Source organism: Pseudomonas sp. GM25 (genome assembly GCF_000282255.1).
GTDB classification, from domain to species: domain Bacteria; phylum Pseudomonadota; class Gammaproteobacteria; order Pseudomonadales; family Pseudomonadaceae; genus Aquipseudomonas; species Aquipseudomonas aphyarum.
In genome coordinates this window covers 1-15,403 of the sequence record NZ_AKJQ01000017.1, presented here as the reverse complement: position 1 = coordinate 15,403, position 15,403 = coordinate 1, and the positions used below count along the sequence as shown (strand labels likewise).

General features: G+C 61.3%; 11 protein-coding genes. 4 read left to right on the top strand and 7 right to left on the bottom strand.

Annotated features, from left to right (window positions below; genetic code table 11):
• Positions 1-53: 53 nt before the first annotated feature.
• The gene (ppsA, locus tag PMI24_RS06325; protein WP_007951982.1) at positions 54-2,429 is read right to left on the bottom strand and encodes a phosphoenolpyruvate synthase; all 2,376 of its coding nucleotides are present in this window, start codon (positions 2,427-2,429) and stop codon (positions 54-56) included.
• A gap of 174 nt (positions 2,430-2,603) precedes the next feature.
• On the opposite strand from ppsA, the gene ppsR reads away from it, so the two are divergent.
• Positions 2,604-3,422, top strand: a complete 819-nt coding sequence (gene ppsR / locus PMI24_RS06320; protein ID WP_007951980.1) for a posphoenolpyruvate synthetase regulatory kinase/phosphorylase PpsR — start codon at positions 2,604-2,606, stop codon at positions 3,420-3,422.
• Here ppsR and prpD read toward each other — a convergent pair.
• The 6 genes from prpD to PMI24_RS06290 all read right to left on the bottom strand — a co-directional run bounded on the left by prpD (position 3,415) and on the right by PMI24_RS06290 (position 11,886).
• Positions 3,415-4,899 carry a 2-methylcitrate dehydratase gene (gene prpD, locus PMI24_RS06315; protein ID WP_007951979.1) on the bottom strand — a complete coding sequence of 495 codons (1,485 nt, stop codon included), beginning with the start codon at positions 4,897-4,899 and terminating at the stop codon, positions 3,415-3,417. The genes ppsR and prpD overlap by 8 nt on opposite strands.
• Before the next feature lie 305 nt (positions 4,900-5,204).
• The gene (gene prpF, locus PMI24_RS06310) at positions 5,205-6,395 is read right to left on the bottom strand and encodes a 2-methylaconitate cis-trans isomerase PrpF (protein WP_007951977.1); all 1,191 of its coding nucleotides are present in this window, start codon (positions 6,393-6,395) and stop codon (positions 5,205-5,207) included.
• Between the two features lie 54 nt (positions 6,396-6,449).
• Positions 6,450-9,044 carry a Fe/S-dependent 2-methylisocitrate dehydratase AcnD gene (gene acnD, locus PMI24_RS06305; RefSeq protein ID WP_007951976.1) on the bottom strand — a complete coding sequence of 865 codons (2,595 nt, stop codon included), beginning with the start codon at positions 9,042-9,044 and terminating at the stop codon, positions 6,450-6,452.
• 61 nt (positions 9,045-9,105) lie between these two features.
• Positions 9,106-10,233: a bifunctional 2-methylcitrate synthase/citrate synthase gene (gene prpC, locus PMI24_RS06300; RefSeq protein ID WP_007951974.1), complete on the bottom strand. Its 1,128-nt coding sequence runs from the start codon at positions 10,231-10,233 to the stop codon at positions 9,106-9,108.
• Between the two features lie 43 nt (positions 10,234-10,276).
• Complete coding sequence (gene prpB, locus PMI24_RS06295) at positions 10,277-11,167, bottom strand: methylisocitrate lyase (RefSeq protein WP_007951973.1); 891 nt, start codon at positions 11,165-11,167, stop codon at positions 10,277-10,279.
• Entirely contained in the window at positions 11,164-11,886 is a 723-nt protein-coding gene (locus PMI24_RS06290) for a GntR family transcriptional regulator (protein ID WP_169432611.1), read from the bottom strand. Before PMI24_RS06290 ends, prpB begins: the two co-directional genes overlap by 4 nt.
• A gap of 300 nt (positions 11,887-12,186) precedes the next feature.
• Between PMI24_RS06290 and rloA the strand changes: the two genes are divergently transcribed.
• Genes rloA through PMI24_RS06275 form a run of 3 tightly spaced genes read left to right on the top strand, consistent with a single transcriptional unit; the run spans position 12,187 to position 15,250 of the window.
• Positions 12,187-12,723, top strand: coding sequence for a retropepsin-like aspartic peptidase RloA (gene rloA, locus PMI24_RS06285; RefSeq protein WP_007951970.1), 537 nt, complete (start codon positions 12,187-12,189; stop codon positions 12,721-12,723).
• A 5-nt stretch (positions 12,724-12,728) separates the two neighbouring features.
• Complete coding sequence (gene rloB, locus PMI24_RS06280; RefSeq protein ID WP_007951967.1) at positions 12,729-14,264, top strand: osmotic stress tolerance membrane protein RloB; 1,536 nt, start codon at positions 12,729-12,731, stop codon at positions 14,262-14,264.
• Complete coding sequence (locus PMI24_RS06275; RefSeq protein WP_007951965.1) at positions 14,264-15,250, top strand: alpha-L-glutamate ligase-like protein; 987 nt, start codon at positions 14,264-14,266, stop codon at positions 15,248-15,250. The genes rloB and PMI24_RS06275 overlap by 1 nt, the downstream gene beginning before the upstream one ends.
• Positions 15,251-15,403: the final 153 nt, after the last annotated feature.

Below are 15,403 nucleotides of genomic sequence, written 5' to 3'. Positions count from 1 at the left end.
CTTCAATCTTAAAGCCCCGACCCGGTTCAACGGGCCGAGGCTTCATTCACGGCTTATTCCGCCGCCTGGCCTTCGGCAAGGAAGAACCAGGTTTCCAGCACGGTGTCCGGGTTCAGCGACACGCTTTCGATGCCCTGCTCCATCAGCCACTTGGCCAGGTCCGGGTGGTCCGAAGGGCCCTGACCGCAAATGCCGATGTATTTGCCGGCCTTGTTGCACGCGGCAATCGCGTTGGCCAACAGCTTCTTGACCGCCGGATTACGCTCGTCGAACAGGTGCGCGATGATCCCGGAGTCACGGTCCAGACCCAGTGTCAGCTGAGTCAGGTCGTTGGAACCGATCGAGAAACCGTCGAAGAATTCGAGGAATTCTTCAGCCAGGATCGCGTTGGATGGCAGTTCGCACATCATGATCACGCGCAGACCGTTGTCGCCACGTGCCAAGCCGTTTTCGGCGAGCAGATCCACCACCTGGCTGGCTTCGCCGAGGGTACGGACGAACGGCACCATGATTTCGACGTTGGTCAGGCCCATCTCGTTGCGCACGCGTTTCAGCGCACGGCACTCGAGTTCGAAGCAGTCACGGAACGATTCGCTGATGTAACGCGAAGCGCCACGGAAGCCCAGCATCGGGTTCTCTTCTTCCGGCTCGTACAGCTTGCCGCCGATCAGGTTGGCGTATTCGTTGGACTTGAAGTCCGACAGACGCACGATGACCTTCTTCGGTGCGAACGCAGCGGCCAGGGTGCTGATGCCTTCAACCAGTTTCTCGACATAGAAGCCGACCGGATCGTCGTAACCGGCGATGCGCTTGTCGACGCTTTCCTTGATGTCCTGCGGCAGGCCGTCGTAGTTCAACAGCGCTTTCGGGTGAACACCGATCATGCGGTTGATGATGAATTCCAGACGGGCCAGGCCCACACCGGCGTTCGGCAGCTGCGCGAAGTCGAAGGCGCGGTCCGGGTTGCCGACGTTCATCATGATCTTGAACGGCAGCTCCGGCATGGCGTCGACGGAGTTCTTCTTGATGTCGAAACCCAGTTCGCCTTCGAAGATGTAACCGGTGTCGCCTTCGGCGCAGGACACGGTCACACCCTGGCCATCCTTCAGCAGTTGGGTGGCGTTGCCGCAACCGACGACTGCCGGAATACCCAGCTCACGGGCGATGATCGCCGCGTGGCAGGTACGGCCGCCACGGTTGGTGACGATGGCGCTGGCGCGCTTCATGACCGGTTCCCAGTCCGGGTCGGTCATGTCGGAAACCAGTACGTCGCCCGGCTGGACCTTGTCCATCTCGGAGACGTCCTTGATGATCCGCACCTTGCCCGCGCCGATGCGCTGGCCGATGGCACGGCCTTCCACCAGCACGGTACCGGTTTCTTTCAACAGGTAACGTTCCATGACGTTAGCCTGGGTGCGGCTCTTCACGGTTTCCGGACGGGCCTGCACGATGTACAGCTTGCCGTCGTCACCGTCCTTGGCCCACTCGATGTCCATCGGGCAGCCGTAGTGCTTCTCGATGATCATCGCCTGCTTGGCCAGCTCGCTGACTTCAGCGTCGGTCAGGCAGAAACGCGCGCGGTCGGCCTTGTCGACATCAACGGTTTTCACGGAACGACCGGCCTTGGCCTCGTCGCCGTAGATCATCTTGATGGCTTTGCTGCCCAGGTTGCGGCGCAGGATTGCCGGACGACCGGCTGCCAGCGTGCCCTTGTGGACATAGAATTCGTCCGGGTTCACCGCGCCTTGTACAACGGTTTCGCCCAGGCCGTAGGCGCCGGTGATGAACACCACGTCACGGAAGCCGGATTCGGTATCGAGGGTGAACATCACGCCGGCGGTGCCGGTTTCCGAACGCACCATGCGCTGCACGCCGGCCGACAGGGCGACCAGCTTGTGGTCGAAGCCCTGGTGCACGCGGTAGGAAATGGCACGGTCGTTGAACAGGGAAGCGAACACTTCCTTGGCCGCGCGGATGACGTTTTCCACGCCACGGATGTTCAGGAAGGTTTCCTGCTGACCGGCGAACGAAGCGTCCGGCAAGTCTTCGGCGGTGGCGGAGGAACGCACGGCCACGGCCACGTCAGGATTACCGGCCGACAGCGCGGCGAACGCGGTGCGGATCTCGGCATTCAGTTTTTCAGGGAATTCGGCTTCCATGATCCATTGGCGGATCTGGGCGCCAGTCTTGGCCAGGGCATTGACGTCATCGACGTCCAGCGCATCGAGGGCCTTGTGGATCTGATCGTTCAGACCGCTCAGTTCCAGGAAGTCGCGATAGGCTTGCGCCGTGGTGGCGAAGCCGCCGGGGACCGAAACACCGGCACCGGCCAGGTTACTGATCATCTCGCCCAGGGATGCGTTCTTGCCCCCCACATGCTCAACATCGTGTTTGCCGAGCTTATCGAGGGAAACTACGTACTCTACCAAGGTGATCTCTCCACTAACTGTGTTGGAAAAGCTCAGAAACCGGCGGCTCGGGGGAGCGTTGGCCGGCTGTATGGCCTGGACCTGGAAAATAAGTGAGAATGCGGGCCAATGGCGGCCGGCAAATCGCGCCTATCATATCCAGAAATACTCATTAGCTTAAGGCCCAAGGTGCAAATGAAACGATCTGCTTTCTTTATCTCCGATGGCACCGGCATCACCGCCGAAACCCTGGGTCAAAGCCTTCTGGCGCAGTTCGAAAACATTACCTTCAGCAAATTCACGCGACCGTACATCGACAGCGTTGAAAAAGCGCGGGCCATGGTACAACAAATCAACAAAGCCGCTGAAACCGACGGTTTCCGGCCGATCATCTTCGACACCATCGTCAATCAGGACATTCGTGAGATTCTCGCAACCTCCAATGGTTTCATGATCGACATCTTCTCGACGTTCCTCGCCCCGCTCGAACAGGAACTGACCGAGCATTCTTCCTACACCGTCGGCAAGTCCCACTCCATCGGTCACAACTCCAATTACATGGAGCGGATCGAGGCGGTGAACTTCGCCCTCGACAACGATGACGGCGCCCGCACCCACTATTACGACAAGGCCGACCTGATACTAGTGGGCGTGTCGCGTTGTGGTAAGACGCCGACGTGCCTGTACATGGCGATGCAGTTCGGCATCCGCGCGGCCAACTACCCGCTGACCGAAGACGACATGGAACGCCTGCAACTGCCGGCCGCACTGCGCGCCCACCAGCACAAGCTGTTTGGCCTGACCATCGACCCGGACCGCCTTACCGCGATCCGCAACGAACGCAAGCCCAACAGCCGCTATTCGAGCTACGCCCAGTGCGAGTTCGAAGTGCGCGAAGTGGAAAACCTGTTCCGTCGCGAGAACATCCCGAACATCAACTCCACGCATTTCTCCGTTGAAGAAATTTCCGCGAAGATCCTCGTGGAAAAAGGCGTGGAGCGGCGCTTCAAATAACCAATAAATCCATAAACCGGTTCACCGGCGTGGCCTCAAGCCGCGCCTGATCCTTGCACAGCGCCAGAATCTCCCCGCTGCGCTGCCCGGTGAAACGGGTGGCCAGGTTCGCCCTGAACTTGTCCTCCAGCAATGGAATGCCCTCGGCCCGACGCCGGCGATGCCCGATCGGGTATTCCACCACCACGTTTTCCGTGCTCGAACCGTCCTTGAAAAACACCTGCACCGCGTTGGCAATCGAACGCTTGTCGGCCTCCAGGTATTCGCGGGTGAAGCGCGGATCCTCGACGATGACCATTTTCTCGCGCAGCACATCGATGACCGGATGGGCCTTGTGGAAATCATCCTCGTACTGCTCGGCCACCAGATTGCCGAACGCCAGCGGCACGGCGGTCATGTACTGGAGGCAGTGATCGCGGTCAGCGGCATTGGCCAGCGGCCCGACCTTGGAAATGATGCGGATCGCCGACTCATGGGTGGTGATGACGATCCGGTCGATCTCATGCAGACGATTGCGCACCTGCGGATGCAGGGTCACGGCGGCTTCGCAGGCGGTTTGCGCGTGGAATTCGGCGGGGAAGCTGATCTTGAACAGCACGTTTTCCATCACATAACTGCCGAATGGCCGCGAGAAGCTGAAGGCGCGTTTGTCTTCGGGTTTGAGCGCCAGATCGTTGTTGGTGTGGCTGAACAATACGTCGTAAAAGCCCCACTGTTTGGCACTCAAGACGCCGGGAATCCCCATTTCGCCGCGCATCGCGATATCCGCCAGCCGCACGCCCCGGCTCGATGCATCCCCTGCCGCCCAGGATTTTCGCGAGCCGGCGTTTGGCGCATGGCGGTACGTGCGTAATGCCTGACCGTCGGCGAACGCGTGGGACAACGCTGATAACAGCTGCTCACGGTTGGCGCCCATCAGTTTGGCGGTCACGGCAGTCGAGGCCACTTTCACCAGAATGACGTGGTCGAGGCCTACGCGATTGAACGAGTTTTCCAGCGCGATCACGCCCTGGATTTCGTGGGCCATGATCATGGCTTCGAGTACGTCGCGCACGGTCAGCGGCGCTTCGCCGTTCGCCAGGCGCTTTTGCGACAGGTGATCGGCCACCGCAAGAATCCCGGCGAGGTTGTCCGACGGGTGACCCCATTCGGCAGCGAGCCACGTGTCGTTGTAGTCGAGCCAACGCACAATGCAGCCGATGTCCCACGCGGCTTTTACCGGGTCGAGGCGATAGGAGGTGCCAGGGACTCGGGCGCCGAATGGGACGACGGTGCCTTCGACGATTGGGCCAAGGTGCTTGGTGCATTCGGGGAAACGCAAGGCCAGCAGGCCGCAGCCCAGGGTGTCCATCAGGCAGTTGCGGGCGGTGTCGAGGGCTTCGGTTGATTCGATCTTGCAGGTGAGGACGTAATCGGCGATGTCCTGCAGGACACGGTCGTAGTCGGGGCGGTTGTTCAGGTCGACGTTGGCGCTCATTGCGGTTCTCCTGGTGGGGAATGATGAGTGGTGGGGTCTTCCTCAGGGGCTGGGTGGTTTTTTGTTTAGAGCAGATCGTGGGTGTCTGCTTTGGGGTGTTTCTTCAGTTGGATTGTTGCCCTCACCCTAGCCCTCTCCCGGAGGGAGAGGGAACCGATCGGGGGATATTCAAGCGTTACGCCGACCTGAAAGTGCTATGCCGAATCCATAATCGCCACGATTTTTCAGGTCGATGTATCCCGCAAGACACCTCGGTCAGCTTCCTCTCCCTCCGGGAGAGGGCTGGGGTGAGGGAGCTCTTGATCTTAAAAGGAGTCGCCAGGAACGCGCACGTAGCCCTCCATCAGGACGCGCGCACTACGGCTCATGATCGCCTTCTTCACGACCCACTCACCGTTTTCAAGACTGGCCTCAGCCCCGACACGCAACGTCCCGGACGGATGCCCGAACCGCACAGCATTGCGTTCAACACCACCAGCCGCCAGATTCACCAAAGTGCCGGAGATAGCCGCTGCAGTGCCAATCGCCACCGCCGCCGTCCCCATCATCGCGTGGTGCAACTTGCCCATCGACAACGCCCGCACCAGCAAATCCACATCCCCGGCGCCAACGGCCTTGCCACTGGACGCCACGTAATCCGCAGGCTTGGCAACAAACGCAACCTTCGGCGTGTGCTGACGCTTGGCCGCTTCATCCAGACTGGAAATCAGCCCCATGCGCAGCGCGCCATAAGCACGAATAGTCTCGAACATCTGCAACGCTTTCGGATCGCTGTTGATCGCGCTCTGCAGTTCGGTGCCGGTGTAACCGATGTCTTCGGCGTTGACGAAGATCGTCGGGATACCCGCGTTGATCATGGTCGCCTTGAACGTGCCGACGCCCGGCACTTCCAGCTCGTCGATCAGGTTGCCGGTGGGGAACATCGAGCCACCGCCGCCCTCTTCTTCCGCCGCCGGGTCCATGAATTCGACCTGGACTTCGGCGGCCGGAAAGGTCACGCCATCGAGTTCGAAATCACCGGTTTCCTGGACTTCGCCGTTGGTGATCGGCACGTGGGCGATGATGGTCTTGCCGATGTTGGCCTGCCACACGCGAACCACCGCCACACCGTTGTGCGGAATGCGGCTGGCGTCCACCAGACCGTTGCTGATAGCGAACGAACCGACCGCCGCCGACAGGTTGCCGCAGTTGCCGCTCCAGTCCACGAATGGCTTGTCGATGGACACCTGACCGAACAGGTAATCGACGTCGTGATCGGCCTTGATGCTCTTCGACAGGATCACGGTTTTGCTGGTGCTCGACGTGGCGCCGCCCATGCCGTCGATCTGCTTGTCGTACGGGTCGGGGCTGCCGATTACCCGCAGCAATAGCGCGTCACGGGTCGGGCCGGGAATCTGCGCGGCTTCGGGCAGATCCTTGAGGCTGAAAAACACGCCTTTGCTGGTGCCGCCACGCATGTAGGTGGCGGGGATCTTTATTTGCGGTGCGTGAGCCATGGTGCTCCTTAACGAAAGCATGGGACTTGAAGTCCCATGCCCACATCGATTGATTTAAACGGCAACCGCCGACTCTTCGAGGAAGTCCTGGGCGAAGCGCTGCAACACGCCGCCGGCCTCGTAGATCGACACTTCTTCGGCGGTGTCGAGGCGGCAGGTCACCGGCACCTCGACGCGCTCGCCGTTCTTGCGATGAATCACCAGCGTCAGGTCGGCGCGCGGTGTGCGCTCGCCGATCACGTCGTAGGTTTCGCTGCCGTCGATGCCCAATGTCTTGCGGTCGGTGCCCGGTTTGAATTCCAGCGGCAACACACCCATGCCCACCAGGTTGGTGCGGTGAATGCGCTCGAAACCTTCGGCGGCGATCGCTTCCACACCCGCCAGACGCACGCCTTTGGCCGCCCAGTCGCGGGAAGAACCCTGACCGTAGTCGGCGCCGGCGATGATGATCAGCGGCTGCTTGCGTTCCATGTAGGTTTCGATGGCTTCCCACATGCGCATCACTTGGCCTTCCGGCTCGACACGGGCCAGCGAGCCCTGCTTGACCTTGCCGTTCTCCACGACCATTTCGTTGAACAGTTTCGGGTTGGCAAACGTTGCGCGCTGCGCGGTCAGGTGGTCGCCACGGTGGGTCGCGTAAGAGTTGAAGTCCTCTTCCGGCAGGCCCATTTTCGCCAGGTACTCCCCGGCGGCGCTGTCGAGCATGATCGCGTTCGACGGCGACAGGTGATCGGTGGTGATGTTGTCCGGCAGCACCGCCAGCGGGCGCATGCCTTTGAGCGGACGAGCCCCGGCGAGCGCGCCTTCCCAGTACGGCGGACGGCGGATGTAGGTGCTCATTTCTCGCCAGTCGTACAGCGGCGTGACTTTCGGGCCGGTGTCTTCATGGATGGCGAACATCGGGATGTAGACCTGACGGAACTGCTCGGGCTTGACCGAGGATTTCACCACCGCGTCGATTTCTTCGTCGCTCGGCCAGATGTCTTTCAGGCGGATTTCCTTGCCGTCGACCACGCCCAGCACATCTTTCTCGATATCGAAACGGATGGTGCCGGCAATCGCGTAGGCCACCACCAGCGGCGGCGAAGCGAGGAACGCCTGCTTGGCGTACGGGTGAATCCGGCCGTCGAAGTTGCGGTTGCCGGACAGCACAGCGGTGGCGTACAGATCGCGGTCGATGATCTCTTGCTGGATCACCGGATCCAGCGCGCCGGACATGCCGTTGCAGGTGGTGCAGGCAAACGCGACGACGCCGAAACCGAGTTGCTCCAGCTCCGTGGTCAGCCCCGCTTCATCGAGATACAGCGCCACGGTTTTCGAGCCCGGCGCCAGCGACGACTTGACCCACGGTTTGCGGGTCAGCCCGAGCTTGTTGGCATTGCGCGCCAACAGGCCGGCGGCGATCACGTTGCGCGGGTTGCTGGTGTTGGTGCAGCTGGTGATGGCCGCGATGATCACCGCGCCGTCGGGCATTTGCCCCGGCACGTCTTCCCACTGGCCGGCGATGCCTTTGGCCGCCAGATCCGACACCGCCACGCGGGCGTGCGGGTTGCTCGGGCCGGCCATGTTGCGCACCACCGAAGACAGATCGAAGGTCAGGCCGCGCTCGTACTGCGCGCCTTTCAGGCTGTCAGCCCACAGGCCGATCTGCTTGGCGTATTGCTCGACCAGTTGCACTTGCTGGTCTTCGCGACCGGTCAGTTTCAGGTAATCGATGGTCTGCTGGTCGATGTAGAACATCGCCGCCGTGGCGCCGTACTCCGGGGCCATGTTGGAGATGGTCGCGCGGTCGCCGAGGGTCAGTGCCGAAGCACCTTCGCCGAAGAACTCCAGCCACGCACCGACCACTTTCTGTTTGCGCAGGTATTCGGTCAGCGCCAGCACCATGTCGGTGGCGGTGATGCCCGGTTGCAGCTTGCCGGTCAGTTCGACGCCGACGCTTTCCGGCAGACGCATCCACGATGCGCGGCCGAGCATCACGCTCTCGGCTTCAAGCCCACCGACGCCGATGGCGATCACGCCCAGCGCATCGACGTGCGGGGTGTGGCTGTCGGTGCCGACGCAGGTATCCGGGAATGCCACGCCGTCGCGCACCTGAATCACCGGAGACATTTTCTCCAGGTTGATCTGGTGCATGATGCCGTTGCCCGGCGGGATCACGTCGACGTTCTTGAACGCCTTTTTGGTCCAGTTGATGAAGTGGAAGCGGTCCTCGTTGCGACGGTCTTCGATGGCGCGGTTCTTCTCGAACGCCTGGGCGTCAAATCCGCCCGCCTCCACCGCCAGCGAGTGGTCGACGATCAGTTGCGTCGGCACCACCGGGTTGACCTGCGCCGGGTCGCCGCCCTGCTGGGCAATTGCGTCGCGCAGACCGGCCAGATCCACCAGCGCGGTCTGGCCGAGAATGTCGTGGCACACCACGCGGGCCGGGAACCACGGGAAGTCGAGATCGCGTTTGCGCTCGATCAGTTGTTTCAGGGAATCGGTGAGCGTGGCCGGGTCGCAGCGACGCACGAGGTTTTCCGCCAGCACGCGAGAGGTGTACGGCAGGGTGTCGTAGCTGCCCGGCTGGATCGCATCGACAGCCGCGCGGACGTCGAAAAAGTCCAGCGGCGTGCCAGGCAGGTTCTTGCGAAATTCTGTGTTCATCGGTCAGGACTCGGTCACGGTAGTTTCAAAGAGGGGGCGCCTGTGCCAGCGCCCTCCCCGGTCAGCGCTGGTCGATTGGCACGAACTTGCGCTGTTCGACGCCGGTGTACTCGGCGCTTGGACGGATGATGCGGTTGTTGGCGCGCTGTTCGAACACGTGCGCTGCCCAGCCGGTCAGGCGCGAGCAGACGAAGATCGGGGTGAACAGCTTGGTCGGGATGCCCATGAAGTGGTACGCCGAGGCATGGTAGAAGTCGGCGTTGGGGAACAGTTTCTTTTGCTCCCACATGGTCTTGTCGATGGCTTCCGAAACCGCGAACAACACCTTGTCGCCCACTTCGTCGGCAAGTTTTTTCGACCAGCCCTTGATCACCTCGTTGCGCGGATCGCTGTCCTTATAGATCGCGTGGCCGAAGCCCATGATCTTGTCCTTGCGCTCGAGCATGCCGAGGGTGCCTTTGATCGCCTCTTCCGGCGACGAGAAGCGCTCGATCATTTCCATCGCCGCTTCGTTGGCGCCACCGTGCAGCGGGCCGCGCAGCGAACCGATGGCCGCCGTGACGCAGGAATACAGATCGGACAGGGTCGAAGCGCACACCCGAGCAGTGAAGGTCGAGGCGTTGAATTCGTGCTCGGCGTAGAGGATCAGCGACACGTTCATCACTTTGACGTGCAGTTCGCTCGGCTTCTTGTCATGTAGCAGGTGCAGGAAGTGGCCGCCGATGGACTGCTCGTCAGTTACGCAGTTGATGCGTTTGCCGTCGTGGCTGAAGCGATACCAGTAGCACATGATCGCCGGGAACGCGGCCAGCAGGCGGTCGGTCTTGTCGCGTTGCTCGGAGAAGTCTTTCTCCGGCTCGATGTTGCCCAGGAACGAGCAACCGGTGCGCATCACGTCCATCGGGTGGGCGTCGGCGGGGATGCGCTCCAGCACTTCTTTCAGCGCTTGTGGCAGGTCGCGCAGCTTGCTGAGTTTGTTCTGGTAGTCGGCGAGCTGTGCCTGGGTCGGCAGCTCTCCGTAAAGCAGCAGGTACGCCACTTCTTCAAATTGTGCGTCTGCCGCCAGTTCGCGCACGTCGTAGCCGCGATAGGTCAGCCCGGCACCGGCCTGGCCCACGGTGGACAGTGCGGTTTGCCCGGCAACCTGGCCCCGGAGCCCGGCGCCACTGAGTACTTTTGCTTCGGCCATTGTTGTCTCCAATCTTGAATTTATTAGGGAGTACGGTTGCGGCTTACTTCTTCGCCGCAAACAACGCGTCGAGCTTCTGCTCGAAGGTGTGGTAATCGATGCGATCGTAGAGCTCCATGCGAGTCTGCATGGTGTCGATGACATTCTGTTGGGTGCCGTCGCGGCGGATCGCGGTGTAGACGTTTTCCGCAGCCTTGTTCATCGCGCGGAACGCCGACAGCGGGTACAGCACTAGCGACACGTCTGCTCCTGCAAGCTGCTCGGTGGTGTACAGCGGCGTCGAGCCGAATTCGGTGATGTTGGCCAGGATCGGCGCTTTCACGCGGCTGGCGAACAGCTTGTACATCTCAAGCTCGGTGATGGCTTCCGGGAAGATCATGTCGGCGCCGGCCTCGATGCACGCAGCGGCGCGATCCAGTGCCGATTCCAGACCTTCAACGGCCAGGGCGTCGGTGCGGGCCATGATCACGAAGCTGTCGTCGGTGCGGGCATCGACGGCGGCCTTGATGCGGTCGACCATTTCCTGCTGGGTCACGATTTCCTTGTTTGGACGGTGGCCACAGCGCTTGGCGCCGACCTGGTCTTCGATGTGAATCGCCGCCGCGCCGAACTTGATCATCGACTTGACGGTGCGGGCCACGTTGAATGCCGAGGCGCCGAAACCGGTGTCCACGTCCACCAGCAGCGGCAGGTCGCAGACGTCGGTGATGCGGCGTACGTCGGTCAGCACGTCATCCAGGCCGGTGATGCCCAGGTCCGGCACGCCGAGGGAGCCGGCAGCCACCCCGCCACCCGACAGGTAGATCGCCTTGAAACCGGCGCGCTTGGCCAGCAGCGCGTGGTTGGCGTTGATCGCCCCGACCACTTGAAGCGGATGTTCGCTGGCGACCGCATCGCGGAAACGCTGGCCTGGAGTGCTCTTGTTGGAACTCATGACTCACCTCGTTCAGTGGCTGTCTTATTGTCGGCGCCGTCCTGGTAGTGACGGGCGATGTTGCGTTTCGAGGCGCCGATGTGACGGCGCATCAACAATTCCGCGAGCTCGCCGTCACGGTCGGCGATGGCATCGAGAATCCGGTGGTGTTCGGCAAAGGCCTGGCGCGGGCGGTTGGGCGTGGTGGAAAACTGGATGCGGTACATGCGCACCAGTTGATAAAGCTCGCCGCAAAGCATCTGGGTCAGGGTGCGGTTGCCGCTGCCCTGGATAATCCGGTAGTGAAAGTCGAAGTCGCCTTCCTGCTGGTAGTAGCCGACACCGGCCTGAAACGCCGCATCGCGTTCGTGGGTTTCCAGCACCCGGCGCAGTTCGTCGATTTCTTCAACGCTCATGCGTTCGGCCGCCAGACGGCAGGCCATGCCTTCGAGGGATTCGCGGATTTCGTAGAGTTCGAGCAATTCGGCGTGGCTCAGCGACACCACCCGCGCACCGACGTGCGGTACGCGCACCAGCAGGCGCTGGCCTTCCAGCCGGTGGATCGCCTCGCGCAGCGGCCCGCGGCTGATGCCGTAGGTGCGCGCCAGTTCCGGCTCGGAGATCTTGCTGCCCGGGGCGATCTCGCCTTTGACGATGGCCGCCTGGATGCGTCGGAAGACGTTTTCCGAGAGCGTCTCGGAATCGTCGCCGCTGATCACCGGGGGATCGAGTTGATCCAGCATATTGTCGACACCTTCAAATCCAATGCGGCAAAAACTAGCGAATCAGGCCGCATCAGTCAAAGGATAATTAAGGATTGTCGACAATCGTCTAATAAGCCTGCGTATCAGCCCCAAGGGTTATAGACCGGTCCCGGCGCTGGCGCCATAAAACCACCGTGCTAGAATGCCGCCCGCATTTGCGAGTCATTTGCACGGCTTGTCATAAAAAGCTGATAGGCACACGAAGGCGCATGGGCAGACAGGATTTCCTGATGCCATGGCCCTGAACCGAGAACGGAACGCTGCTCGCCAGGATTTATGAGACTCAAGCCCTTCCCCACATTCTTTGCACTGTTTTGCCTGCCCGGCCTCGCTGTGGCGGGGGAAAAGACCGTGTACGGCCTCAACGAATACGCTGCCCTCGACGGGATCAACCTGGAAGTGGCGGCGAAACTCGACACCGGGGCGAAAACCGCCTCCCTGAGCGCCCGCGACATCAAACGTTTCAAACGCAACGGCGAGTCCTGGGTACGTTTCTACCTGGCCATCGACGCCGCGCATTCGCACCCGATCGAACGGCCGCTGGCCCGGGTCAGCAAGATCAAGCGCCGCGCCGGCGACTACGACCCGGAAGAAGGCAAGAAGTACACCGCCCGCCCGGTGATCGAGCTGGACATCTGCATGGGTTCGGCAATGCGCAGCATCGAAGTGAACCTGACCGACCGTAGTGCGTTCCAATACCCGCTTTTGATCGGCTCCGAGGCGCTGAAACGCTTCGATGCGCTGGTCGATCCCAGTCTTAAATACGCTGCCGGCAAACCCGCCTGCGCCATCGCCGCTCATACCGCCGAGTAATTTCCATGCGTTCTCTAACCTTCCACCTGAAAGTCCTGATCACCATCCTGGTGTTGCTGGGCGTTTCGGTTACGGCCTATCAGATTTTCGTGCTCGGCATTCCAGTGACCGAAGACGCCACCGACGACCTGTGGAACATCGACGCCAAGGTCGAGTTCGTCGCCAGCACCAAGGATCCGGTCAAGATCCAGATGTTCGTGCCGCCCCTGAGCCGCGATTACGTCAGCCTCAATGAAAGCTTCATCTCTAACAATTACGGGGTGGCGGTCAACCGTGTCGACGGCAACCGCAAGGTCACCTGGTCGGCGCGCCGGGCCAAGGGCAACCAGACCCTTTATTACCGTCTGGTGCTGACCAAGCGCTATACCGCTGAAAAAACCAAGATCAAAGGCCCGACCTTCCGCGACAGCATGGCCATCGAAGGCCCGGAAAAGATTGCCGCCGAAGCCCTGCTCGCGCCGATCCGTCAGCACTCGGCCGACGTCGAGACCTTCATTGGCGAGGCGATCAAACGCGTCAACAACGTCAACGACGACAACGTGAAACTGCTGCTGGCCGGCGATCCGTCGACGCCGCACAAGGCGAAAATCGTCGAGCTGCTGCTGTCCATCGCCCACGTGCCGGTGGAAAAAGTCCACACCATCCGTCTCGTCGCCGATCAGCCGCAAACCCCGGAACTGTGGCTGCGCAGCTTCAACGGCACCGACTGGCTGTACTTCAACCCGGAAACCGGTGAGCAAGGCCTGCCGACCGACCGCCTGCTGTGGTGGAGCGGTGATGAAAACCTGATCACAGTCGACGGCGGCAAGAAAGCCAACGTGACCTTCAGCCTCAACAACAGCGAGATGAACGCGATTCGTCTGGCCAAGCTGACCGACGAAAACACCGACGCCAACTTCCTCGAATACTCGCTGTACGGCCTGCCGCTGCAAACCCAGCAGACCTTCATGATCATGGTGATGATCCCGATCGGCGTGCTGGTGATCCTGATCCTGCGCAACCTGATCGGCCTGCAGACCCTCGGCACGTTCACGCCGGTGCTGATCGCCCTGGCCTTCCGCGAGACGCAACTGGGCTTCGGCATCCTGCTGTTTACCGTGATCACCGCGCTCGGGTTATCGCTGCGCTCGTATCTGGAGCACCTTAAGCTGCAAATGCTGCCGCGCCTGTCGGTGGTGCTGACGTTCGTGGTGGTGCTGATTGCGGCGATCAGCCTGTTCAGTCACAAACTCGGTCTGGAGCGCGGCCTGTCGGTGGCGCTGTTCCCGATGGTGATTCTGACCATGACCATCGAACGCCTGTCGATCACCTGGGAAGAACGCGGCGCCAGCCATGCCATGAAAGTGGCGATCGGCACGCTGTTCGCGGCGTCCCTGGCGCACCTGATCATGACCGTTCCGGAGCTGGTGTACTTCGTGTTCACCTTCCCGGCGATCCTGCTGATTCTGGTGGGCTTCATGCTGGCCATGGGTCGCTATCGCGGCTACCGCCTGACTGAACTCGTACGTTTCAAGGCTTTCCTGAAGAAGGCTGACGCCTGATGTTCGGTTTCTGGAAGACCTGGAAGGCCCTGGAAGCCCGGGGCATCATGGGCATCAATCGGCGTAACGCCGACTACGTGCTCAAGTACAACAAGCGCAGCCTGTACCCGATCGTCGATGACAAGATCATCACCAAGGAACGCGCGATCAAGGCCGGCATTCACGTGCCGGAACTGTATGGCGTGATTTCCACGGAGAAGGAAATCGACAAGCTCGGCGAGATCATCGGCGGGCGCAACGACTTCGTGATCAAGCCGGCCCAGGGCGCCGGCGGTGACGGCATCATCGTGGTCGCCGACCGTTTCGAGGGCCGCTATCGCACGGTATCGGGCAAGATCATTGCCCACGAAGAGCTGGAACATCATATCTCCAGCATCCTCACCGGCCTGTATTCGCTGGGCGGCCACCGCGACCGGGCGCTGATCGAATACCGGGTGACCCCGGACCAGATCTTCAAAAGCATCAGCTACGAAGGCGTGCCGGACATCCGCATCATCGTGCTGATGGGTTACCCGGTGATGGCGATGCTGCGGCTGCCGACCCGTCAGTCCGGCGGCAAGGCCAACCTGCACCAGGGCGCCATCGGCGTCGGCGTCGACCTGGCCACCGGCCTGACCCTGCGCGGCACCTGGCTGAACAACATCATCACCAAACACCCGGACACCACCAACGCGGTGGACGGCGTGCAACTGCCCTACTGGGACGGTTTCATGAAACTCGCGGCCGGTTGCTATGAGCTGTGTGGCCTGGGTTACATCGGCGTGGACATGGTGCTGGACCAGGAGAAAGGCCCGCTGATTCTGGAGCTGAATGCGCGGCCGGGGCTGAATATCCAGATTGCCAACGACTGCGGGCTGACGTTGCGCACCCATGCGGTGGAAGCGCATCTGGAAGAGCTGAAGGCGCGTGGAGTGACGGAGTCGGTTGAAGAGCGGGTGGCGTTTGCTCAGGAGTTGTTTGGGCATATTCCGGCCGTTGAGGGCTGAAGCTCAGAAGCAAAAAGCACCCTCACCCCAGCCCTCTCCCGGAGGGAGAGGGAGCCGACCGTGTTGATCATTCGAGTTACATCGACCTGAGATATCGAGTCGAACTTAAGTTTTGAAAAGCATAGAGTTCTGCTCCCTTTCCCCCTCGCCCCC

What these genes read in the sequence shown, in the direction of transcription:
- ppsR (WP_007951980.1), top strand. Translation starts at nt 2,604, where the DNA reads ATGAAACGATCTGCTTTCTTTATCTCCGATGGCACCGGCATCACCGCC.
- prpD (WP_007951979.1), bottom strand. Translation starts at nt 4,899, where the DNA reads ATGAGCGCCAACGTCGACCTGAACAACCGCCCCGACTACGACCGTGTC.
- prpF (WP_007951977.1), bottom strand. Translation starts at nt 6,395, where the DNA reads ATGGCTCACGCACCGCAAATAAAGATCCCCGCCACCTACATGCGTGGC.
- acnD (WP_007951976.1), bottom strand. Translation starts at nt 9,044, where the DNA reads ATGAACACAGAATTTCGCAAGAACCTGCCTGGCACGCCGCTGGACTTT.
- prpC (WP_007951974.1), bottom strand. Translation starts at nt 10,233, where the DNA reads ATGGCCGAAGCAAAAGTACTCAGTGGCGCCGGGCTCCGGGGCCAGGTT.
- prpB (WP_007951973.1), bottom strand. Translation starts at nt 11,167, where the DNA reads ATGAGTTCCAACAAGAGCACTCCAGGCCAGCGTTTCCGCGATGCGGTC.
- rloA (WP_007951970.1), top strand. Translation starts at nt 12,187, where the DNA reads ATGAGACTCAAGCCCTTCCCCACATTCTTTGCACTGTTTTGCCTGCCC.
- rloB (WP_007951967.1), top strand. Translation starts at nt 12,729, where the DNA reads ATGCGTTCTCTAACCTTCCACCTGAAAGTCCTGATCACCATCCTGGTG.
- PMI24_RS06275 (WP_007951965.1), top strand. Translation starts at nt 14,264, where the DNA reads ATGTTCGGTTTCTGGAAGACCTGGAAGGCCCTGGAAGCCCGGGGCATC.